The sequence below is a fragment of the Pseudoxanthomonas sp. 68-E7 genome, from assembly GCF_057773145.1.
The window spans coordinates 176998-199451 of the sequence record NZ_JBYMTI010000008.1 but is presented as its reverse complement, the minus strand read 5'-3'; the positions used below and the strand labels follow the sequence as shown (position 1 = coordinate 199451).

General features: G+C 69.1%; 20 protein-coding genes. 5 read left to right on the top strand and 15 right to left on the bottom strand.

Going from position 1 to position 22454, the window contains the following annotated elements; genetic code table 11:
- Positions 1–150: 150 nt before the first annotated feature.
- The 7 genes from AC3DE2_RS18680 to AC3DE2_RS18650 form a co-directional block, all read right to left on the bottom strand.
- A complete protein-coding gene (locus AC3DE2_RS18680; RefSeq protein WP_488427370.1) occupies positions 151–1131 on the bottom strand; it encodes an RDD family protein in 981 nt (326 codons plus the stop codon).
- Positions 1132–1146: 15 nt separating this feature from the next.
- Positions 1147–2043 carry an RDD family protein gene (locus tag AC3DE2_RS18675; RefSeq protein WP_488427369.1) on the bottom strand — a complete coding sequence of 299 codons (897 nt, stop codon included), beginning with the start codon at positions 2041–2043 and terminating at the stop codon, positions 1147–1149.
- 38 nt (positions 2044–2081) lie between these two features.
- The gene (locus tag AC3DE2_RS18670; RefSeq protein ID WP_488427368.1) at positions 2082–3179 is read right to left on the bottom strand and encodes an RDD family protein; all 1098 of its coding nucleotides are present in this window, start codon (positions 3177–3179) and stop codon (positions 2082–2084) included.
- 107 nt (positions 3180–3286) lie between these two features.
- A complete protein-coding gene (locus AC3DE2_RS18665) occupies positions 3287–3988 on the bottom strand; it encodes a GYF domain-containing protein (RefSeq protein ID WP_488427367.1) in 702 nt (233 codons plus the stop codon).
- Positions 3989–4018: 30 nt separating this feature from the next.
- On the bottom strand, positions 4019–4492 hold the full coding sequence (locus AC3DE2_RS18660) for a DUF494 family protein (RefSeq protein ID WP_440468954.1): 474 nt from the start codon (positions 4490–4492) through the stop codon (positions 4019–4021).
- A gap of 42 nt (positions 4493–4534) precedes the next feature.
- Positions 4535–5674, bottom strand: coding sequence for a DNA-processing protein DprA (dprA, locus tag AC3DE2_RS18655; protein ID WP_488427366.1), 1140 nt, complete (start codon positions 5672–5674; stop codon positions 4535–4537).
- Between the two features lie 78 nt (positions 5675–5752).
- Positions 5753–6922, bottom strand: a complete 1170-nt coding sequence (locus AC3DE2_RS18650; RefSeq protein ID WP_488427365.1) for a LysM peptidoglycan-binding domain-containing protein — start codon at positions 6920–6922, stop codon at positions 5753–5755.
- Positions 6923–7053: 131 nt separating this feature from the next.
- Between AC3DE2_RS18650 and def the strand changes: the two genes are divergently transcribed.
- The 4 genes from def (at position 7054) to AC3DE2_RS18630 (ending at position 11649) form a co-directional block, all read left to right on the top strand.
- The gene (def, locus tag AC3DE2_RS18645; protein WP_488427364.1) at positions 7054–7569 is read left to right on the top strand and encodes a peptide deformylase; all 516 of its coding nucleotides are present in this window, start codon (positions 7054–7056) and stop codon (positions 7567–7569) included.
- 110 nt (positions 7570–7679) lie between these two features.
- The gene (gene fmt / locus AC3DE2_RS18640; RefSeq protein WP_488427363.1) at positions 7680–8600 is read left to right on the top strand and encodes a methionyl-tRNA formyltransferase; all 921 of its coding nucleotides are present in this window, start codon (positions 7680–7682) and stop codon (positions 8598–8600) included.
- Entirely contained in the window at positions 8597–9904 is a 1308-nt protein-coding gene (gene rsmB / locus AC3DE2_RS18635) for a 16S rRNA (cytosine(967)-C(5))-methyltransferase RsmB (protein ID WP_488427362.1), read from the top strand. The genes fmt and rsmB overlap by 4 nt, the downstream gene beginning before the upstream one ends.
- A 74-nt stretch (positions 9905–9978) precedes the next feature.
- Complete coding sequence (locus AC3DE2_RS18630; RefSeq protein WP_295376912.1) at positions 9979–11649, top strand: ArnT family glycosyltransferase; 1671 nt, start codon at positions 9979–9981, stop codon at positions 11647–11649.
- A 13-nt stretch (positions 11650–11662) separates the two neighbouring features.
- Here the strand turns inward: AC3DE2_RS18630 and AC3DE2_RS18625 are convergent, their stop codons facing one another.
- From AC3DE2_RS18625 to AC3DE2_RS18595, 7 genes are all read right to left on the bottom strand, one after another.
- Positions 11663–12802, bottom strand: coding sequence for a glycosyltransferase family 4 protein (locus AC3DE2_RS18625; RefSeq protein WP_488427361.1), 1140 nt, complete (start codon positions 12800–12802; stop codon positions 11663–11665).
- 10 nt (positions 12803–12812) lie between these two features.
- Positions 12813–13652 (bottom strand): glycosyltransferase family 2 protein, encoded by an 840-nt coding sequence (locus AC3DE2_RS18620; RefSeq protein WP_488427360.1) that lies wholly within the window; start codon positions 13650–13652, stop codon positions 12813–12815.
- Positions 13649–14854 (bottom strand): O-antigen ligase family protein, encoded by a 1206-nt coding sequence (locus tag AC3DE2_RS18615; protein WP_488427359.1) that lies wholly within the window; start codon positions 14852–14854, stop codon positions 13649–13651. The genes AC3DE2_RS18620 and AC3DE2_RS18615 overlap by 4 nt, the downstream gene beginning before the upstream one ends.
- Positions 14855–15134: 280 nt before the next feature.
- Entirely contained in the window at positions 15135–16046 is a 912-nt protein-coding gene (locus tag AC3DE2_RS18610) for a glycosyltransferase family 2 protein (RefSeq protein WP_488427358.1), read from the bottom strand.
- The gene (locus AC3DE2_RS18605; RefSeq protein WP_295376900.1) at positions 16043–16990 is read right to left on the bottom strand and encodes a UDP-glucuronic acid decarboxylase family protein; all 948 of its coding nucleotides are present in this window, start codon (positions 16988–16990) and stop codon (positions 16043–16045) included. Before AC3DE2_RS18605 ends, AC3DE2_RS18610 begins: the two co-directional genes overlap by 4 nt.
- 133 nt (positions 16991–17123) lie before the next feature.
- Positions 17124–19052 (bottom strand): asparagine synthase (glutamine-hydrolyzing), encoded by a 1929-nt coding sequence (gene asnB, locus AC3DE2_RS18600; protein ID WP_488427357.1) that lies wholly within the window; start codon positions 19050–19052, stop codon positions 17124–17126.
- Between the two features lie 2 nt (positions 19053–19054).
- Positions 19055–19870: a glycosyltransferase family 2 protein gene (locus AC3DE2_RS18595; RefSeq protein WP_295376976.1), complete on the bottom strand. Its 816-nt coding sequence runs from the start codon at positions 19868–19870 to the stop codon at positions 19055–19057.
- Between AC3DE2_RS18595 and AC3DE2_RS18590 the strand changes: the two genes are divergently transcribed.
- Positions 19866–20930 carry a CDP-glycerol glycerophosphotransferase family protein gene (locus AC3DE2_RS18590; RefSeq protein ID WP_488427398.1) on the top strand — a complete coding sequence of 355 codons (1065 nt, stop codon included), beginning with the start codon at positions 19866–19868 and terminating at the stop codon, positions 20928–20930. The genes AC3DE2_RS18595 and AC3DE2_RS18590 overlap by 5 nt on opposite strands.
- A gap of 5 nt (positions 20931–20935) precedes the next feature.
- On the opposite strand, the gene AC3DE2_RS18585 is transcribed toward AC3DE2_RS18590, so the two are convergent.
- Entirely contained in the window at positions 20936–22429 is a 1494-nt protein-coding gene (locus AC3DE2_RS18585; RefSeq protein WP_488427397.1) for a PH domain-containing protein, read from the bottom strand.
- Between the last annotated feature and the right edge of the window lie 25 nt (positions 22430–22454).

Below are 22454 nucleotides of genomic sequence, written 5' to 3'. Positions count from 1 at the left end.
GCGGCGCGTGGCCGGCAAGGGTGGCGCAAAAGCGGGCGGCAGAGAAGCCGACGCCCGGAGCCGTGGCCCCGGGCGTTCAGGTTTCGCTATTTACTAGTGGAATCATGCCCGGGGACGGCTGTCAACCCTGAACGGATTCCGTGAAGGCCATCACTCTCCGAAACCACCGCCCAGCGCCGCGATCAGCGCGCCCATGGCCAACACGCCCAGGAGGGCCAGCAGTCCCCCCAGGATCAGGACGACCCAGGTGACGGTGCCCAATTCGGGACGCTGGCGCTCGGGATGGTGGGTGTAGGCCCACTTGTCCACCACCAGGGTGCCGCAGATCAGGTCGTGCAGGGCCTGCTTGCGACGGGTGAAGGCCGCCATCAGGTAGCCCGCCAGCAGCAACAGCGTGCTGACGAAGGTGGCGAAGAATCGGCCGATCCCGCGCCAGAAGCTGATCGTCGCGCCGTGCCTGTCGACCACCTTGATGCCGATCGCCATCTTGCCGGGCGTGGCTTGGTGGCTGGAGGCGTGGAACCAGGCGAAATAGACCGCCATGATGACGATCTGCGCCAGATAGGACAGGCCCTGCAACGCCCACCATACCGGCGAGTCGAGGGTGGCGCCGCCGTTGCTCATCAGCAATCCGACCATCGCCATCCCGACAACCATGCCGACCACGGTGTTGATGATGGTCATCACGAAGGTGTCGATGATGTAGGCCGCGACACGCTTCCAGAAGCCCGCATAGACGATTTCGCCGCCCTGGACCGCGCGTGGCGCCATCTCGATCGTGGCGTGCGGCGCGGAGTACGGGGAAGCCTCCTGGGTTGGCAGGACTTCCGCGTTGGTCGCAACGGTGCCGGCGCCATCGAACGATGAAGGAGAAGGTGGGACATCGGATGGCCCAGGCGACGCCAACGCCGGATCTTCCGGTGATTCGGGCGACAAGGAGGTTGACCGCGTCGCAATGCCCAGTTCGAGCTCGTCCGCGAAGTCGGCGGCCGCCTGCCACTGCGACAGCCCGTCGCGCCAGATCAGCGTGGCATGGGATATCTGCCCATCGGTCAGCAGTTCCCGCAGGGTCGCGGCATCCACCGGGCCCTGTGGTTGCCGCGCTTCATCGGCGTAGTACCAGTGCTTCATCGTGCGGATCTGGCCTCAGCGGCCCGCCACCGCCGCCATGCCGACGGCGAACACGAAAAAGCCGATGTAGGCGATCACGAACAGGCCGGCCAGCACGATGATCGTCCAGGTCACCGCGCCCAGATCGCGGCGTTGCCGTTCCGGATGCGCGGTGAAGGCCCAGCGATCGACCACGAGGGTGTCGGCGATCATGTCGTGCAGGCCCTGCTTGCGTTCGGTCAGGCCGACCGTGAACGCCGAGATCAGCGTGGTCAGGCCGCAGCTGACCAGGTTGAGGAAGAAGTACGCGCACCAGCGTCCGAAACTGCGGCCCAGGGCCAGTCCCTCGCCGTTGCCGCGGGCGACCTTGATGCCCACCGCCAGCTTGCCCATGGTCGCCTGCGAGGCGGAGGCATGCATCCAGGTGAAATAGGCGGCCTGCGCCAGGATGGGCAGGATGTAGAAGGCCAGGATGAAGGTCAGGCCAAGCGTGCCGCGCATCATGTCGTTGGCGAAGGCCTGCGGGCTCAGCGCGGCGGCGCCACCGGTGAGCATGACACCCACCATGACGACCACCAGGGTCACGACCATCATCACCATGCCATCGATGAAGGAAGCCGCGAAGCGCTTCCAGAAGCCGGCGTGCACGATGTCGCCGCCGAACACCGGTGCGGCCTGCAGCGGAACCTGCGCCGAAGGCGCCGCATAGGGCGAAGCCGGTTCGAGGGCCGGCATGGCCATCGACGTGGCGTGGGCCGGTACGGCAAGGTCGAGCTCCGCCGCCATGTCGCGCACCGCGCGCCAGCCCTCCATGCCTTCGCGCCAGACCAGCGTGTCCGGCTGGATCTCGCCGCGCTGGAAACGCGCGCCGAGTTCCTCCGCGCTGATGGGACCCTGGCGCTGCTCGCCGACGGCGAAATACCAACTGCTCATTGTGCTTGTTGCTCCTGTTGCGTGATTCGTTGCGTGGTTCAACCGAACCGTTGCGTGGTGGCGGCCAGCCCGATGACGAAGAAGATCAGGACCGCGCCCGCCACGACGACGAGACCATACAGGGCCAGCACCACGATGGCGACCACGCCGAGTTCGCTGCGCTGCCGCTCCGGCTCCGTGGTGTAGGCCCACTTGTCCACCACCACGGTGTCGCAGATCACGTCATGCAGGGATTGCTTGCGTGCCGTGAACGCGGCCATCAGGTAGCCGATGCACAAGGTCAACGTGCTCAGGATCGTGGCGAAGAACCGCGCCAGCGCGCGCAGGAAGGAAATCGGCTCGCCGTGGCTGCGCACGACCTTGATGCCGATCGCCATCTTGCCGGGCGTGGCGTAGTTGAAGGTGGAGTGGAACCAGGCGAAATACAGGGCGTTGAGCGCGATCGTGCACAGCGACGTGGTGATCGCCGTCGCCAGTTCGCCGCCGCCGGCCAGATCGCTGAGGATCATGCCGAACAGTTCGCCGCACAGGCCGACCACCAGCGACAGGATGAAGCCATCGATGATCGTCGCGGCCACGCGCTTCCAGAACCCCGCGTAGACCACGTCCTGATCCGCGACGAATGAAGGCTGTGCCTGCAGCGGTGCGCGCGCCGCCAGGTACGGATTACGTGCCGTCGCGGATTCGCCGGAGGTGGCGGCAGCCATGCGCTCGATGATCTCGGGACGCTCGTACACCGGCGTCGGCGATGGATCGCTGCCCAGGTTGAAAACCGCGCGGCCACCCGCGGGCGCAGGCGCCTCCAGTACCTTTTCCGGAGCGGGAGGCATGGCGGTGCGCGCCTCGTCCATTTCGAGGTTCGCGGCCGGGGGCGGCGACGGCGCGGGAGCCGGCATCGGCGGCACGCCAGGGCCAGACGGGAATGCGGGCGCGGCGTCGAACGGTTCAGGACGCGGCATCTCCTGCAGGCCAAGCTGCTGGGCGAGATCCGCCAGCGGCCGCCATTGCATCATGCCGTCACGCCAGACCAGCGTGTCCAGCGCGATCCGTTCATTGCGGAAGTATTGTTTCAGTTCATCCGTCGACAACGGGCCGAGCGGCTGCCGCTCGGCCCCGGCGTAATACCAAGTGGACATGCTGGTTTCCCCAAACCTTGCGCTGCGAACGTTACCGCAAGCGGTTGTCGCCGCCTAGATAGCCCGCGCCCATCGTGCCGGGCCGCGGGACTGCATCGACCCGTGTTTCAGCCCCGGCACCGGACCGGCAGGAACCGGTCCTCGATGTCCGAGGTGCATCCCCACTGCCGGCTCTGGCCATCGTAGAAAATCCAGATGGCGTGATCGTCCATCCGGGTGTTGCCGGTGCCGCGCACCCGCACTTCGACGCCACAGGTGCCATCGTCGAACTCGCCAACCAGGATGCCGGCGACATGTTGCGAAGCGTAGGCGGCTTCCGGCTGGAAGCCGTCGGTTTCGTTGTCGGGGCACTGGCCCGCGGCGAGATGGCGTTCGACCAGCGGCTTCAGCGCATCGCCCGCGGCGATCGGCTCCATCAGCTTCGCGCGCGAGGTGTAGTCGTGGTAGGCGGGCAGGGCGATCGCCGCCAGGATGCCGATGATCGCGACCGCCGGGATGATCGCGGCGAGACAGACGATCAGGATGATCATCCCGCGACTCATCTTGCGTGGCGCGGGTGCGGCGTAGGCGGCGCGCGGCGGCGCGTTCATGGGCCGGCCCGGCAGTGGCGGCGGCAGCGACGAAGCGGCGCCGCCGTCCAGCCCCAGTTCCGCGGCGACGCCGCGCAGCGGTTGCCATTGCGCCATGCCTTCGCGCCAGACCTGGGTATCCAGGAATATCTGGCCCTGCCTGAAACGCGCGGCGATTTCATCCGCCGTGAGTGGTCCGACGTTGCGTCCCGGTCCTTCCGCGTAATACCACTGGGCCATGCTTTCCCCCGAAAGCAGGTTTAAGTCGGCTCAGTGTACCGGTTCAGGTTCGTCGACGAACATCTGCGTTTCCATCCAGGCGTAGGCCGCTTCGGAACCGGGCTGGTTGAACAGCACCATCAGCACGACCCACTTCAGGTCGTCCAGATCCAGCTCGTCCTGGTCCAGCGCCATCGCCCGGTCCAGCACCAGTTCGCGCTGGTCGGCATCAAGGATGCCGTGCTGTTCCAGGAACATCAGGAAGCCGCGGCCTTCCACGTCCAGCTTTTCCAGCTCGGGGCCATGGAAGATGCGGGTGGGACCGCCCGCGCGCGGTTGCGCCGCGCTGGGCCGCTGGTCGGCCAACGCGTCGAGCCAGTCGAAAGCCTTGTTGATTTCGGCGGGGCTGAAACCGGCCTGGATCAAGCCGTTCTGGAGAGAGTCGCGATCACGGACGGGGTCCGCGTCCTCGGTGAAATAGTGTTCAAACAGGTACAGCAATACGTCCAGGATGCTCTCTTTCATTGCCCCTCGGCCTGCGCACGGTGGCGCTGTGGAGGAAAGAAACTAGCCTTTGCGGCAGTAACGGCCGTGTTCGACCGATACGCGCCCATCCAGTTCCATGGCGAGCAGCATGGAGGACAGTGCGGCGGTCGTCAATCCGGTTCGTTCGGACAGTCGATCCATACCGGTTGGGTCATGACCGAGCGCGTCCCACAACTTCTGGTAGTTGGTCTGTCCGGCCAGCGGGCCGTGAACCGGTCGGCCGGGCGGGCTCCGTTCAGGTTCGTGGAGGCGGTCGCGCAGGATTCGGGCGCAGCCGGCGAGTTGGGGTGCGAGCGCATCGAGCACCTCGCCGGCCTGTTCGACCAGGCCGGCGCCATCGCGGATCAGCCGATGGCAGCCGCGCGCCAGCGGGTTGTGGATGGAGCCGGGCACGGCGAATACGTCGCGCCCGCTGTCGGTCGCCTGGCGGGCCGTGATGAGGGCGCCCGAACGCTCGGCGGCCTCGATCACCAGGGTGGCCAGGGACAGCCCGGCAATGATGCGGTTGCGCCGCGGGAAGTGGCTCGGATGGGCGCCCGTGCCGGGCGGATGCTCGCTGACCACCGCGCCCTTGCTGGCGATGCGTTCGCGCAGGCGATCGTGCCGACGCGGGTAGGCCTGGTCCGGACCGGTACCGAGCACGGCGACGGTCGTCCCGTCCGTCTGTTCCAGGGCGCTTTCATGGGCGGCGGCATCGATGCCGGCGGCCATGCCGCTGACCACCACGACGCCGGCGCGGGTCAGCGCGCGGGCGAACGCGGCGGCGTTGTCTCGCCCGCCCGCGCTGGGCGAGCGGCTGCCGACCACCGCCACCGAGGGTCGCCACAGCAGCGTCGGATCGCCATCGACGAACAACGCCAGCGGCGGATTGGGACCGTCGCGAAGCAATGGCGGATAGTCCGGCGAATTCCATCCCAGCAGGTGGTGGCTCTCCGAGGCCGCCAGCCAGTCGCGGCCGGTGGCCAGGGGCTCCGGCGGTGGCGCCAGGAGCGCGCCGACCTGCGTTTCGTCCAGGCCCGCCGCCCGCCAGGCGCCGGCGCCGGCGCGGATCGCGGCCCGGGGCGTGCCGTGCCGTTCCAGCAGGCGCCGGCGAACAGGGGTCGCGCCGCCGGCCAGGACCAGCCGCAGGAGGGCGTCGGGAGCGTCATCAGGGCAGGACATGGAAGCAGCCTAGTCCGGAGACGACGACGGCGCCCTCGGGCGCCGTCGCGATGTTGCGTAGGGTTTGTCCGAACGAGATCAGTAGGTCGCGTCCGGATGCTTCAGTTCGTAGCCCACCCGTGCGGCCTTCACCCCTTCCATCACCAGGCCGTAGCTGACCTTGTCGAAGGTGCGGAACACCATCACATGGGCGGCGTATTCGTCCGGCAGGCTGACCCGGCCGGCGCCGTTGCGCGGGGAATCGTCCATGCGCGAGGAATTGGGCCAGCGCACCTTGTTGGCGACGTGATCACCCTTGCGCCACACCGACAGCACGGTGCCGTTGTCGATGCCTTCGCGGCTGCCGCCGGAGATGGCGACCACGTCGCGCGGGCCGCCCGAGGTCAGCGCGTTGGCGACCGCGAGGATCTGCAGCTTGCCTTCGGCGATGGCGGAGGCCGGCGGGTGCGGGAAGAACTGCAGGTCGTACGGCTTGGCTTCCACCGGCACCACGCGATCACCGGCGCGCACTTCCTTGCCGCTGTCCTCCAGGGTCAGGGTGACGGTTTCGCTGCCGGGCACGCTGCCGCGGGTGATGGTGCCGACGTTGACCTGCTCCAGCTCGTAGCCCAGCAGTTCGACCGGACCGCCGTCGGACAGCGCGGAGCTGGACCACTGGCGGTTCCAGTCGGCCGGCGCGCCCTTGATGCGGGCGCCGCGGAAATCCAGGTCTTCCTTGTAGGTCAGGTACTCGCCGCTCGACTTAACCCGGGTCTGGGTGTAGCGCAGGCCCGGCCGCACGACGGCGTAGCGCTGGCCCGGCTGGGCCTGGTCCAGGCCCAGCACGTAGACGCTCTGGCCGGCGGTGGCGCGCAGCATGTTCTCTTCCAGCCCGGCGACGTACGGCAACTGCTTGAAGCTGTCGGTGATGCTGAGGTTCTTCAGGAACGGCTCGACATCGGCCAGCGGAATCGCGTTCAGCGGGGCTTCCTGGCGCGGACCGGCCTGGACGGCCACCCGATCCAGGTAGGCCAGGCTCAGCACGTCGCCCGGGTAGATGAGATGGGGATTCTTGATCTGCGGGTTGGCCTGCCAGATCTCCGGCCACAGCCACGGCTTCTTCAGGAAACGGGCGGAAATGTCCCAGAGGGTGTCCCCCCGCTTGACCACGTAGGTGTCCGGGTGGTCCCCCGCCATTTCGGCGGCGGCGGCATAGCTGCCCACGGTGATCGCCGCAACGGCGAGAACCGTACGAAAATGTTTAAACATGGCTGTATCTACCTGATTCCCCGACAGGTGGTCCGCACTATAGTCCAGAAAACCCGGCGCAACGCAAGCGCCCGAGTTAGAATCCGTGAGGCCTTGCCGGATTCCACTGGCGCCCCCATCTCGGACACACCATGGCACTGCTTCCCATCCTCGAGTTCCCCGATCCCCGGCTGCGCACCAAAGCGGTGCCGGTCGAGCCTGTGCGGGTGACCGAGCCGGCCTTCCAGCAGCTGCTGGACGACATGTTCGAGACCATGTACGAGGCCCCGGGCATCGGCCTGGCCGCCAGCCAGGTGGACGTGCACCAGCGCTTCATGGTCATCGACATCAGCGAAGAAAAGAACGAGCCCCGGGTGTTCATCAACCCGGAGATCATCGAGCGCGCCGGCGACCAGGTCTACCAGGAAGGCTGCCTGTCGGTCCCGGGCATCTACGCCGACGTCACCCGTTCCAATGAAATCACCGTGCGCTTCGTCGACCGCCGGGGCCAGGCGCAGGAACTGCGCGCCGATGGCCTGCTGGCGGTCTGCATCCAGCACGAGATGGACCATCTGGACGGCAAGCTGTTCGTCGATTACCTCTCGCCGCTCAAGCGCGAGATGGTGCGCAAGAAGCTGGCCAAGCAGCGTCGCCAGGCCGCAGCCTGACGGCCCGACGGCCGCGGGATTGGTGAGTCGGGAATCGGGATTCGCAAGGGCAAGCCTGCGGGTCGCGTCGACGGCCATCTCCTCCCTTCCTTCCCGGATATTCCACCTCCATGAGAATCGTTTTTGCCGGTACGCCGGCGTTCGCCGTTCCCAGTCTGCGCGCCGCGCATGCGCGCAATGAAGTGGTGGCGGTCTATACCCAGCCCGATCGTCCTGCCGGCCGCGGTCGTGGCCTGACTCCTTCGCCGGTCAAGCTGGAGGCGATCCAGCGCGGCATCCCGGTGCTGCAGCCGGAATCGCTGCGCAGGAAATCCTCGCAGGAGGCACTGCGCGAACTGGCACCGGATCTGATGATCGTGGTGGCCTACGGCCTGATCCTGCCGCAGGCGGTGCTGGACATCCCGCGTTACGGTTGCTGGAACGTGCACGCCTCGCTGTTGCCGCGCTGGCGCGGCGCCGCGCCGTTCCAGCGCGCGATCGAGGCGGGCGATGCGGAAACCGGCGTCTGCCTGATGCAGATGGAAGCCGGGCTGGATACCGGCCCGGTGCTGTTGTCCCAGCGCACGCCCATCGGCGAGCAGGAAACCGGCGGGCAGCTGCACGACCGCCTGTCCGAACTGGGCGCGCGCGTGCTGGCCGACGGCCTGGGCCTGCTGCGCGCGGGCATGCGCCCGATGGCGCAGCGGCAGCCGGAAGCCGGCGCCAACTACGCGCACAAGCTGGAAAAGCACGAAGCGCGGCTGGACTGGGCGCAGCCGGCCGACGTGCTGGCGCGCAAGGTGCGCGCGTTCGAACCCTGGCCGGTGGCCGAGGCCAGCGTGGCCGGCGAGCGCCTGCGCATCCATGGCGCGGTCGCGCTGGATCTGGCGCATCGCGCCGAGCCCGGCACCCTGCTCGCCGCAGGCCGCCAGGGCCTGGACATCGCCTGCGGCCAGGGCGCGTTGCGCCTGCGGGTGGTCCAGCGCGAGGGCGGCAAGGCGATCACCGCCGCCGACTACCTCAACGCGCGCCGGGATCTGGTGAGCGCGTGAACCCGGGCACGGGCGCCCCCGTCCGCGCGCTGGCCGCGCAGATCCTCGACGCGGTCGCGCACCGCGGCCGATCGCTGAAGGCGGAACTGGCGGCGGCGCTGCCGCGGCTGGAAGATCCGCGTGATCGTTCGCTGGCCGAGGCGATCTGCTTCTCCGCGCTGCGCCAGCGCGTCCGTTACGACGAAGCGCTGAAGCGCTGGATGCAGAAACCGCTCGGCCGCCGCGACGGCGAACTGCGCGCGCTGCTGTGGGTCGGCTTTGCCCAGATCGATGCGCTGCAATTGCCGGCGCACGCGGCGCTGTCGGCGACCGTGGAAGCGGCGCGCGTGCTGAAGCGCACGCATCAGGCCGGCATGGTCAACGCGATCCTGCGCCGCGCCCAGCGCGAGGGACTGCCCGTGGCCGCGCCCGGACAGGCATGGCCCGAATGGTTGCGCGCGCGGGTGCGCGGGGACTGGGCGGAGCAGGCGGACGCCATCTTCGCCGCCAGCGCGGAAGCCGCGCCGCTGTGGTTGCGGGTCAACCGCGCGCGCATGCCGGTGCCCGATTATCTGGAACGGTTGCGCGAGGCATTGCCGGGGCTTTCGGCGCAGACGACATCCTTGGCCGCCGACGCGATCCGCGTCGATACGCCGGTGGCGGTGGCCGCCTTGCCCGGCTTCAGCGCGGGCGATGTCTCGATCCAGGATGGCGCCGCGCAACTGGTGGCGGATGCGCTGGCGCCAGCGACCGGCGCGCGGGTGCTCGACGCGTGCGCCGCGCCGGGCGGCAAGGCCGCGCATCTGCTCGAACGCGATCCGGGCCTGCGCCTGCTGGCGCTGGACGTGGATGCGCGCCGCCTGCAACGGGTCCGCGACACGCTGGCCCGGGTCGGTGTGCAGGCACGCCTGCAGGCGGCCGATGCCGCGGCACCGGGCGCCTGGTGGGATGAACAGGCATTCGACGCGATCCTGCTGGACGCACCCTGTTCGGCGACCGGCATCGTCCGTCGCCAGCCGGACGTGCTGCTGCATCGCCGGCCGGAAGACATCGACGCCCTGCGCGCGCTGCAGGCGCGCCTGCTGGATGCGGCCTGGACCGTGCTGCGGCCCGGCGGCGTGCTGCTGTATGCCACCTGCTCGATCCTCAAGGACGAGAATGAACGCCAGATCGACGCCTTCCTGGCCCGCACGCCCGATGCCCGCGCCGAAGCACTGGATGCGCGCTTCGGCCATGTTTCCGGTGCGGGACGCCAGCGCCTGCCCGGCGAGGACGGCATGGATGGTTTCTTCTATGCGCGCCTGGGTCGCACCGCCGGGGCGTGAGCCGGCCGACATTGATGGAACGGGGACGCCGGTTCCGACAATTGGCTAACGGTTCGCCGGTATCATCGCGCGCCATGATCAAGACCGACGACAAGACTGCGTTCTGGTGGTTCCTGCTGTTCGCGCTGGTGGTGATCGGCGCGGGGCTGGGCATGCGCGCGCCGTGGCCGGCCGACGAGCCGCGTTTCGTGCTGGTGGCCAGGCAGATGTGGGAGTCCGGCCAATGGCTGTTCCCGCACCGCGGCCAGGAGCTGTATCCGGACAAGCCGCCGCTGTACTTCTGGATGATCGCGTCCACCTACGCGGTGGTGCGCAACTGGAATGTCGCCTTCCTCATTCCCTCGCTGCTGGCGGCGCTGGGCACGCTGGCACTGACCTACGACTTCGCACGCCGCGCCTGGAACCGCCAGGCCGCGTTGTGGGCGGCCGGCGCGGTGCTGTGCGCGATGCAGTTCGTCTACCAGGGCAAGCGGGCGCAGATCGATCCGACCGTGGTGTTCTTCATCACCCTGGGCATGTACGGACTCGGCCGGCACCTGTTGCTGGGGCCGAACTGGCGCTGGTACTGGCTGGGCTGCTTCTCCGCCGGCCTGGGCGTGATCAGCAAGGGCGTGGGCTTCCTGCCGCTGCTGGCGCTGGTTCCCTACGCGCTGATGCGTTGGCGCGGCTGGCAGGGCCTGAGCACGCCGGCGCCGAAGGGCGCGGGGCGGTGGTGGCTGGGCGGGGCCAGCTTCCTGCTCGCGATCGCGCTGTGGTTCGTGCCGATGGTGGTGACCGCGCTGACCAGCGGCGATCCCGAACATCGCGCCTACCTCAACGAAATCCTGTTCCGCCAGACCGCGACCCGTTACGTCGCCGCCTGGCACCACCAGGCGCCGCCGTGGTACTTCCTGGAAGTGATCGCGCTGTTCTGGCTGCCGTTCTCGATCTTCATTCCCTGGCTGATCAAGCCCTGGCGCGAGGCCTGGCGCCGGCGCGACGCACGGGTATGGTGGCCGCTGGCGTGGATGCTGCTGGTGCTGCTGTTCTTCAGCGCCAGTCCCGGCAAGCGCGACATGTACATCCTGCCCGCGTTGCCGGCGCTGGCTTTGGCGGCCGCGCCGTTCCTGCCCGCGCTGGGCGAGCGACGCGACGTGCGCGCCGCGTTGCTGGCGTTCGCGATCGTACTGGGCGGGCTGTTGCTGGTGGCCGGCGGCATGGCCTTGTCCGGCGACCCGCGTTTCGAATTGAAGCTGGAAGCCGAGCGCGGCCTGGCCGGCGATCCGCATGCGGACCGGTTGTGGCTGGCGCTGGCCGTGATGGGCGGGCTGATTGTCGCCGCCGCGCTGTGGCTGCGGCGTGCGCGCGCGGTCGCGTTGACCCTGGTGACCGTGCTGGTGCTGTGGGTCGGCTACGGCATGGTGCTGGCACCACTGCTGGACGGCGAGAACTCGGCGCGCGACGTGATGGCCCAAGCGCGTGCGCGCGCCGGCCAGGACACCGCCATCGGCCTGGTCGACTGGAAGGAACAGCAGTTGTTGCAGGCCCGGGGCGAGGTCACCGAATTCGGTTTCCGCGCGCCGGTGGAACAGCAATGGCAACGCGGCCTGGCCTGGCTGCACGAGGCGCCCGCGCAGCGCGTGCTGATGGCGCAGGACGCGACCTTGCCGGCCTGCGTCGATCGCGAACGCGCACACGCGCTGGGTTCGGCCAATCGCCGCAGCTGGTGGCTGGTGGACGAGGCGGCGGCGGCGGCCTGCCGCTGATCGCCGACGGCGATCAGGGCTCTGCCAGCAGCGCCCGATAAACCGCTTCGGTGGCGTCGGCGAAGCGTTCGATACCGAACTCGGCGAGCGCATGCGATCGCGCGGCGATGCCCATCGCGGCCACTACGTCGCGGTGGTCGAGCATCCAGCGCAGGGTCTCCGCCATGGCTTCGTGGCCATGTACCGGCACCACCCAGCCATCCTCGCCCGGTTGCAGGTTCTCCGGCAGGCCGGCGTAGTCGGTCACCATCACCGGCTTGCCCATCGCCATCATTTCGCGGCAGGCGAAGGAAATCGTCTCGATGTCGTGCGAGAGCACGAAGCCGGCGTCGAGCGCGGCGATGATCGGACGCACGTCGTCCAGCAGGCCGGGGAAATGGAACTGCGGTTCCAGTCCAGCCCCGCGCACGATCTCACGCTGGCGCGTGGAAGGCGGCTGGCCCGCGATCACCACCTGCACGCGGCGGCGTTCGTCGGCGGACAACAGCGCCAACGCGGCGACCAGATCGGTCCAGCCCTTGTAGTCGGCGGTGCCGGCGCTGCTGCCGATCAGCAGCGCGCCCGCATCCGGCGCGAAGTGTTCCCGCTCGTCGCGCGCGTCCTCCGGCGACCAGGGCGCGAAATGCGCGGTGTCCACCCCGTTGTAGACCGTCTGCGGATGGCAGGCGCGGTAGGGCGTGGCGTCGAGCTGGTGGCGCACGTACTCGCACACCGCAATTGCCTTGTCGGTGTGAAAGCGCGCGCGCCAGACGTGCTGCAGGCCGCCCATGGGCTTGGTGTTGTGCTTGGTGAGCACGATGCGCGGGCGCGGTGATATCCCGCGCAGCGCGGCGATGGCGATGCGGTGATCAGCCGAACCGTTCACGTGCACGATGTCGAACCGGTGCCCGCGCAGGTAATCGCGCAATTGACGGACGGCGCGGGCACGCTCGCGCAGACGGCGCAGGCCATTGGGAAAGGGCTGGGCGAGCGTGTGCACGCCGGGCAGCGCGGCGGCTTCGGCCAGCAGGCGACTGCCGGCGGGCGCGGCGACATGGACCTCATGCCGGGGTCCCAGCGCGCGTGCCAGTTCGCGGATGTAGGTGGTGTGGCCGCCGCCGCTGCCACTGTGGAAATTGGTGTAGAGCAGCTTCATCGACGATGCGGTTGCCATGCGGGGCGGGCTAGGGGACCCCGGGATCCTGCAACAACTCGGGATGGCCGTCGATGCCGCGTTCGCAACGGGTGATCTTTTGCGTGCGGGTGGCATGGAACAGGCGGTTGTTCGGCAGGCTCATGTCGTCCACGTCCGGTGGCGCGCGCGAGTTGTGCCACAGATGCACCGCCAGCGCGGCCCACTTGAGCGCCCGCCGGCGCAGGCCGGTGTTCTCCAGCCGCGCGGCCAGTTCGCGATCCTCGGCGCCGTAGCCTTCCATGCGCTCGTCGAAGCCATTGACCTTCAGCAGGTCCGCGCGCCAGAAGCTCATGTTGCAGCTCATCACCCGGCCACCGTTGCGCGAGCGCGCCTTCCAGCGCGCCAGCCAGGGCTGGCGGAAGGCATACAGCCGGCGGGTGCCGTCGAACTCGTCGAAATCCGCCTTGACCCAGGGCGCGAACACCGGCCGGCCACCGGCCAGCAGGCGCGTGCTTTCGGCGACGGTGGCCTTCAGCCGGCCACCCTGCAGGAAGCATCCTGGTTCGGCGAAGCGTTCGTGATCACCGACGAAGTCCGGGTGCAGGATCATGTCGCCGTCGAGCAGGATCACGTAGTCACCGCGGCTGGCGGCGATGGCGCGGTTGCGGCAGCGCGCCGCACGAAAACCGCGATCCTCCTGCCACAGGTGGCGCACCGGCACCGGCAGCGCCTGCTGCCAGCGGGCGACCACTTCGGCCGTGTCCGGCCGCGAACCATCATCGGCGACCAGTATTTCATCCGGCATCCTGCGCTGGGACGCGACGCTTTCCAGCACCCGTTCCAGGGCTTCGGGCCAGTTGTAGGTGAGGATCGCGAGGGAAATCTTCATCGGATGCGCGGCCGGTCGGTGGATGCGGCCGGCAGCGACAGGCTGAGCGCCAGCGGCAGCCAGATGATCAGCCAACCGGGACGCGGGCTGTCAATCAGGTGCGGCAGATCGAACTGCACCATCACGCTGGCGAACACCCACAGGCCCAGCACGACCCGGCCGATCACCTCGTCGCGATGCCGCCAGGCGCGCCAGCCCAGCGCCAGCCAGAGGGCCGACCACAGCAGCAGTCCGGGCAGGCCGAGCTCGACCGCGATCTGGGTGAACAGATTGTGGGTATGGACCTGGTCCATGCCCATGCCGCCCTGGACCGGGATGGTGAAGCGCGCGCCCTGGCCCATGCCCAGCCAGGGATGCTGTTCGAACAGACGCCACGCGTAGTGCATGATCTGCGGGCGGAACGACCAGCCGCGTTCACTGAGTTCGGGGTAGGCCGCCGCGATCACGCCCAGCCCGACCACGCCCAGTCCGAGCAGCTGCCGCCAGGCGCGCTCGCGGTTGCGGATGGCGAGCAGCACGAAAATCGCGGCGAACAGCGCGGCCCATGCGCTGCGGGAGTCGGCCAGCACCAGGCAGGCGACCATTACCGCCATGGCCAGCCACTTCAACGCGCGCCGTCCCGGTGTCTGGAAACGCCACGGCCACAACCACAGGAAACCGGCGCCCATCGCCGCGGCGATCAGGTTGGCATTGGCCATCACGCCGAATCCGGTCACCCGGCCGTCGGCCGGCGGGTGGATGGCGAACCGGATCATCGCCGCGACCGCGGTCGCCGCCAGCACGCCCGCGCCGCCCACCAGCAACCAGCGTTGCCGGCGCGAATCGTCGCCGACGCCGTGAAACCAGGCGAACAGGAACACCAGCACGCTGAGGGTGCGCAGGATTTCATCCAGCGGACGCGCCGCGTTGGTCCAGGCCAGGCTCAGCGTGGACCAGGCGAACAGCGCCATCAGCCAAGGCATCAGCGGCCGCCGCCCGAATTCGCGCCAGCGTTCGAAGCGCGCGAATCCCAGGATCAGCGCCGGCAGGTACAGGCTCAGCACCAGCAGGTACTGGTAAGGCTTTCCGGGGTTGAAAGAAGCGCCAGCCGGCAGCGCGCACATGCCGGCGACCAGTGCCATCAACCCCACGCACAGCGTGTTGCGCCAGCGATCCGCGATTCCGGCGCCGCCGATGGTGGCTGCGGCTGACGCGTCTTTCACTGCCGGCATCTCGCGCGGTCCGCGCACAGGCGATGGCGTGCCCGCCGGGGCATCCGGATCGCGTGCGCGTGACAGGGAGGGGCGGTGGGGTTGCGCCGGCGGCAGGTCAGGTGCGGGGGAAGAGGGAGAAGTTCGGGAGGTCAAACACGGCGTCCGGCAGGCCACGGGGATGCGGGGGCAATCCACCAAGCGTAAGGCAAGCTACGGCCCGGGACAAAACCAGGATCGGGTTTTGTTGAGCGGGTGTGAAAAGAAGGCGGCGTCCCCGACGGGCGGTCGCCTAGCCGGAGCGCTTGCGGCTGCGGACGATGCTCAGGATGCGCTCCAGGCGCTTCCACCAGGGCAGGCGCGCGCGCCAGCACAGGTCGATGTAGCGGCGCGCCTCGGCCCAGTCCGGATCCGGCTTGGTCCGGTACTCCAGCTTGGCCAGTTCCAGGCAGGAATCGTCCATGCCGGCGGTCCGCGCGTAGTGGGCGATCAGGCCACGCGACTGCAGCAGGCCCAGGAAGGTCGTGCTCCGGTTCTGCTGCGCCCACCAACCGTTGTTGCCGTGGATGCGATAGCCAACCTGGCCAGTCGGCAGGAAGTACTTGCGCGCGCCGAAGATGCTGGCGCCGAACACCAGGCAGTTGTCGGCCGAAATGCGCCAGGTCGCACTCACCTGCGCCGGCAGATCCATGCACTGGCGCGCGTAGCGCAGCCGCAGCGACAGCGCCGAGGTCGGCGCGCCGTACCAGTAGGTCAGGGCATAGGTGCTGATCGCGGTATAGCCGAGGTCGACGGCCTGCCTGGCGAAACCGATGCGACCTTCCTCGTTGCCGAACAGATCGATGTCGGAGAACACGAAGCCGACATCCTTGCGCTCGTCGTAGATCGCGCCGATCTTCTCCAGGTAATCCGGCTGCCAGCGGTCGTCGGCATCGAGGAAGCAGACCACGTCCACGCCGGCATCCACGGCGGCCACGCCGCGCTGGAAGGCCGCCAGTTGGCCGCCGTTCTCGCCGAACAGCAGCTGCACGCCCGGATGCTGGCCGTAGTGTTCGGTCAGCAGGGCCTGCGAGCCATCGGTGGAGCCGTCGTCGACCACCAGGATCTGCGCCGCGCGCCGCCCCTGCGCCAGCACGCCGTCGACCGCTTCGATCACGAAGCGGGCATAGTTGTAGTTGGTGATGATGACCGCGAAGCGGGTCATGCCTGGCCCTCGGCCAGCAGTTTGCGGAAGTAGCCGATGGTTTCCTTCAGGCCGTCCTCCAGTGCCACCTTCGGCTCCCAGCCCAGCTTTTCCCGGGCCAGGGTGATGTCCGGCTGGCGCTGCTTCGGATCATCGGAAGGCAGTGGCTGGAAAACCAGCCGCGATGTTCCGCCGACCAGGCCGAGCACCTTCTCCGCCAGTTCCAGCATGGTGAACTCGCCGGGATTGCCGATGTTGACCGGGCCGGTGAAGCCGCGCTCGGTTTCCATCATCCGCACGATCACCTCCACCAGATCGTCCACGTAGCAGAAGCTGCGGGTCTGGCTGCCATCGCCATAGATGGTGATGTCCTCGCCGCGCAGCGCCTGCACGATGAAATTGCTGACCACCCGGCCGTCATTCGGATGCATGCGCGGGCCGTAGGTGTTGAAGATGCGTACCACCTTGATGTCCAGCCCATGCTGGCGGTGGTAGTCGAAGAACAGCGTCTCGGCGCAGCGCTTGCCCTCGTCGTAGCAGCTGCGCAGGCCGATCGGATTGACCCGGCCCCAGTAGCCTTCCTGCTGCGGATGCACTTCCGGATCGCCGTAGACCTCGCTGGTGGAGGCCTGCAGGATGCGCGCGTCCAGGCGCTTGGCCAGGCCCAGCATGTTGATCGCGCCGTGCACGCTGGTCTTGGTGGTCTGCACCGGATCGTGCTGGTAATGGATCGGCGAGGCCGGGCAGGCGAGATTGAAGATGCGGTCCACTTCCACGTACAGCGGGAAGGTCACGTCATGCCGCATCAGCTCGAAGTAGGGATGGTTGAGCAGGTGCGCGACATTGCGCTTGCTGCCGGTGAAGAAGTTGTCCGCGCACAGGACGTCGTGTCCGTCCCCGATCAGGCGATCGCACAGGTGGGAACCCAGGAAGCCGGCGCCGCCGGTGATCAGAATGCGCTGCATGAACCACTCTCGAAGAAGGAAGAACGCCGCCAGCGGCCACGCGGTGGCGCGCCGGGCAGGCGCATATTGTCACGGCAGGGTCGATGCGGGGGAAGGGCGCGAACGCGCGCGGGGCCGGTTCAACGGTGCCGGTTCATGCCGGCGGACGGATCGCCTGCAAGCGTTCGCGCCAGGCCTGGAACATCAGCACGCCCCACAGGTGGGTGTGCCATTTGCGCTGGCCGGCCTGGAACTCGTGCCAGATGGCGCGGATCGGCGCCGGATCGAAATGGCCTTCCTCGCGCAGGCGGCGCTCGTCCAGCTGGGCCTCGGCCCAGTCGCGCAGCGGGCCGCGAAGCCAGTCGCCGACCGGCGCGCCGAAGCCCGATTTGGGCCGGTGCACCAGCGAGGCGGGCAGGTAGCGCTCCAGCAGGCGCTTGGGCAGGTGCTTGAGCTGGCCGTCGCGGTATTTCATCGCCAGCGGCAGCGACCAGGCGAACTCGACCACCCGCCAGTCCAGCAACGGCGCGCGCGCCTCCAGGGCCACCGCCATGCTGGCGCGGTCGACCTTGGTCAGGATGTCCTCGGGCAGGTAGCAGGCGAAATCCAGCGCCATCAGCCGGTCGGCGGGTCCGCCATTGGCCGGCAGCGCGGCGGGATCGTCGTAGGCGGTGATCGCGCGGCGGGCGCCGCGCACCACCCGTTCCGGCTGCCGCCAGCGGCTGACCCGTTGCAGGGCGACGCCCTGCAGATCGCCGGTGGCCAGTTCCGCGCGCGCCGCCGCCAGGCCGCCCAGCCGCGAGCGTTCGCCGGGGTTGCCGGCCAGGCGCGCCAGCAGGCCTCGCGGCAACCGCGCCAGGCGCGCGTCGTTGCGCAGCGCGCGCAGGTAGCGGCCATAGCCAAAGAACAGTTCATCGCCGCCATCGCCGGACAGCGCCACCGTCACGTGCTGGCGGGCCAGCCGGCACAGCAGCGCGGTCGGCAACTGCGAGGAATCGGCGAACGGCTCATCGAACATCCGCGCGATGTCCGGCACCAGGTCCAGCGCGGCGCGGCCATCGGCGTGCAGCTCGGTGTGATCGGTGCCCAGGTGCTTCGCCACCGCCGCCGCATAGGCGCTCTCGTCGTGGTCGGTGTTGTCGAAACCGATCGAGAAGCTGCGCACCGGGCGGGTGGACTGCGCCTGCATCAGCGCGGTGACCAGCGATGAATCGGTGCCGCCGGACAGGAACGTCCCCAGCGGCACGTCCGCTTCCATGCGCAGGCCGATCGCGTCGCGCAGCAGCGCATCCAGCGCGTCCAGCGCCGCGTCCTCGTCGCCAACGAAGCCCTGCGCGATGGCCACCTCCTGACGCTGGCGGGCATTCCACCAAGGCTGGGGCGCGCGCACCGGATCATGGCCGGCATCGCCCGCCGCCAGCGTCGTCGGATCCAGGCGCAGCAGGGTGCCGGCCGGCAGTTTGTGCACGCCGCGCAGGATCGCGTACGGCGCCGGGATATAGTCCAGTCGCAGCAGCAGCGCCAGCGCGTCGGGATTGACCTCCGTGCGCAGGCCCGGATGGACCAGCAGCGCGGACAGTTCGCTGCCGAACACCAGCGTGCCATCGGTGGTCCAGCCGTAGTACAGCGGCTTCTTGCCGACCCGGTCGCGCGCCAGCCACAGCGTGCGTTCGCGCCGATCCCAGGCCGCCAGCGCCAGCATGCCGTTGCCGCGTTCCAGCGCCGCCTGCACGCCCCATTGGGCAATGGCCGCCAGCAGCACCTCGGTGTCGGAATGGCCGCGGAAGCGGTGTCCCAGCGATTCCAGCTCGGCGCGCAGCACGGCGTGGTTGTAGATCTCGCCGTTGAAGGCGAGCACCCAGCGGCCATCGGCCGACACCATCGGCTGGTGGCCTTCCGGGCTCAGGTCCAGGATCGACAGGCGCCGGTGCGACAGCACCAGGCCGGCGTCGGCGTCGACCCAGGTGCCGCTGTCATCCGGACCGCGGTGGGCGATGGCCACGCCCATGCGTCGGCCGAGGGCATGGAGTTCGTCCGCGTCGCTGCGCGGTTGGGGCGACCAGGCGCCTGCGATACCGCACATGGTCAGGGCTTGTCCTGGTCGGAAGGCGCGGGCGAGACCACCGGCTGCCCGTTCTGCAGCAGCCACAGCATGATGGTCTTCTGGCGCACGTAGTTGGCGCGCACATAGGCATAGACCAGGCCGTGCCAGCCGTCGAGGAAACCGCCGCGCAGCAGGTAACCGCGCCAGAAGCGCCAGGCCGGCGACAGCACCAGCTTGGCCAAGGTGGCGCGCTTGCCGCGCGCGAAATCGTGCTCGGCCATCATCCGCGCGTAGCGCTGGGTCTTGAGCAGTTGCTGTTCCAGCGAGCGGTAGGGGTAGTGGACCAGATCCCCGCGCAGGGTCTTCACCGCGCCGTCCACGCTGGCGGCCTCGTGCACCTCGCGCTTGCCGCGCCAGCCGCCGCGGCGGCGATCGAACAGGCGCAGCACCCGATCCGGGTAGGCGTTGCCATGGCGCAGGAAACGACCGAAGTAATCCGACAGTCGCGCGAACCGGTAGCCGGCAGCGCCGTCGAAGCCCGCGTCACGGGCCGATTCGATGGCCGCGCGCAGGGTGCCGTCCACGCGCTCGTCCGCGTCCAGGCACAGCACCCAGTCGTGGCGGGCCTGCTCGACCGCGAACTGCTTCTGGCTGCGGAAGCCGTCGAATGGCCGCTGCAGCACCCGTGCGCCCGCCGCCTGCGCGATCGCCACGGTGGCGTCGGTGGAGTACGAATCCACCACCACGATTTCGTCGCAGAACGCCAGCGAGGCCAGGCAGTCGCCGATGCGGTCCGCTTCGTTAAACGCGATAATGCAGGCCGAAATCGGGACCCGGTGGTTCGAGGAGGCGTTGATGGCGGATTACCTGTTGTTTGCGACGGAACGCTATGCGCTGCCCATCTTGCAGCCGCTGGCCGATGCGCTGCAAGCCGCGGGTCATGGCGTGCACGCCTGGTTCGTCGACGGCGCGGCGGGCGCGCGCCTGCCCGCGCCGGTGCGGATGATCGACACCCCGCGCCAGGCCGTCGAACTGCGTCCGCGCGCGGTGTTCAGCGCCGCCAACTGGGTGCCCACGTTCGTGTCCGGCGCCAAGGTGCAACTGTTCCATGGCTTCAACGTGGAGAAACGTGACGCCGCCCGCGGCCATTTCCGGGTGCGCGGCATGTTCGATCTGTACTGCACGCAGGGACCGGCGACTACCGCGCCGTTCGAGACGCTGGCGCGCGAGGCGGGTCACTTCAAGGTGGTCGAAACCGGCTGGCCCAAACTGGATCCGCTGTTCGGCCCGGAAGACGCGCGGTCGCGGCAATGGCGCGCGCAGGCCGGCGGCCGGCCGGTGGTGATGTTCGCCTCGACCTTCACCGAGCGGCTGAGCGCCGCGCCGCACCTGTACGACGCGATTGCCGCGCAGGTGGCCGCCGGCGAGCGCTTCTGGCTGCTGACCCTGCATCCCAAATGCCCGCCGGAATTGTTCGAACGCTATCGCGCGCTGGCCGGCGCGAACGCGGTGTTCGTCGAAACCGAGGATCTGATCAGCGCCGAGCGTGCGGCCGACGTGCTGGTGGCCGACACCACCTCGGTGGTCAGCGAGTTCGTGGTCCAGCGCAAGCCGGTGGTGACCTTCCGCAACCGCGCGCCCAAACCGCACATGATCGACTTCGCCGATCCGGCGCGCCTGCCGGAGATGCTGGCGCGCGCTTTCGCCCCGGACGATGCGCTGCGCGCCGCGCTGGCCGACTATGCCACCGCCATCCACCCGTACCACGACGGGCATTCCTCGCAGCGGGTGATGCTCGCCACCGAGCGCCTGCTGCGCGGGGAACTGGGACCGCTGGGGCGCAAGCCGTTCGGCAGCCTGCTGCGCGGGCTGCAGATCCGCAAGGATCTCGGCTACTGGGGGCCGGCCGCGCGCTGAGCGCGCTACCAGCGCAGGCGGCGGCGGGCGAGGGCGTCGGCCAGGCGCAGGTAGATCGCCTGCACCTCGGCTTCGGGCAGGAAGCGCAACCGCAACGGCGGGCTCAGGCCACGGTCGCCGGCGGTGTCCAGCCACAGCGTCGCGGTGCCCAGCCAGCGATCCACCGGCGTGCGGCTCAACCGCAACGCCTGCAATTTGTCGACCTCGGCGAACCGCCACCAGCGCGACCACCAGCCGCCACGCACCGCGATCAGTTCATCACCGATCGCATGGCCGGAACGCCGCGCGTTCTGCCAGGCGGCCCATCCGGTCAGCGGCCAGAGCAGCAGCGCCAGGGTGGCCCAGGCGCCGAGCGGGAACCCGATCGCGATCGCCAGCAGCGGCGTGAGGACCAGTCCGGGCAGCCATAGTCGCCACGCCGCCCGCATCGGCATGGGGCGCCACTGCGTGGGCGGCCAGGCCGAATGCGGCAACAGATGGCGGACGAGGACGTCGCAGGCATCCGGCGTGGCAATCGGCGCCAGCACCTTGAGCGCGCGGCCATCGTCGTGCTCGACGCGGCTGGCGACCGCGGTGTCGATATGCAGGCTGCGCCGCTTCAGCCAGCGCTGCACCACGCCTTCGCGCAGGGTCCAGGCCTGGATGCGTCGTCGCGACACGCTGTTGCGCAGTCGGGTCAGCAGGCCGCGTTCGACGGTCAGCCGGCGATCCGCCTCGCTCAGGCGGAAGCCATGGAACTGCACCAGTGCCAGCAGCACCGACAGCAGCCGGGTCAGCACCACCACCAGCGCGATCACCGCGAGTGCGGCCAGCACGCCACTCTGCCAGCTCCATTCCAGGTGGCTCGCATAACCGAACGCCTCGCGCGAATAACGCTGCACCAGCCGCGCCATCATCTTGTCGGGCAGGACCTGCCAGGCCAGGCCGAATGCCGCCGCGACCACGACCATGCCTCGATTGGACGCCAGTCCCAGCCGGATCACTTCCGCCAGCGGCAGCGCCAGCAGCGTGTTCGCGGCGGGCGCAACCGGTGCGTCGACCGACGTGGCCGGCGTGGTCTGGCCGCGATGCCGGATCAGGTTCTCCAGCGCGTTGGCCGCCGACAGGCTCAGCACCCGCATCTCCGCTTCGGGCTTCTGCCCGCCGGCCGATTCCAGCCGCACCTCCGCCACCTGGAACAGGCGATGCAGCAACGACTGGTGGATGCCCACGTTGTGGATGCGTGCGAACGGAATCTCGCGCAGGCTGCGATGCAGCCACCCACTGCGGATGGTCAGGCCGTCGCGGCCGATCCGGTAGCGGTAGGTGAAGTACTGCACCACCGACACCACCACCAGCACGCCGACCGCGATCACCGGCCCCAGGTTCGCCCACAGATTGTCCGGATCGCCACGTCCGCCGAACACCACCAGCGCGATCAGCGGCAGGATGAACTGCTTGAGCTGCTGCACCAGCACGAACAGCCACGACCACGGATGCAGCCGCTGCTCCACCGCCATCGGCAGGGCATCGGCGGAGGGAAGG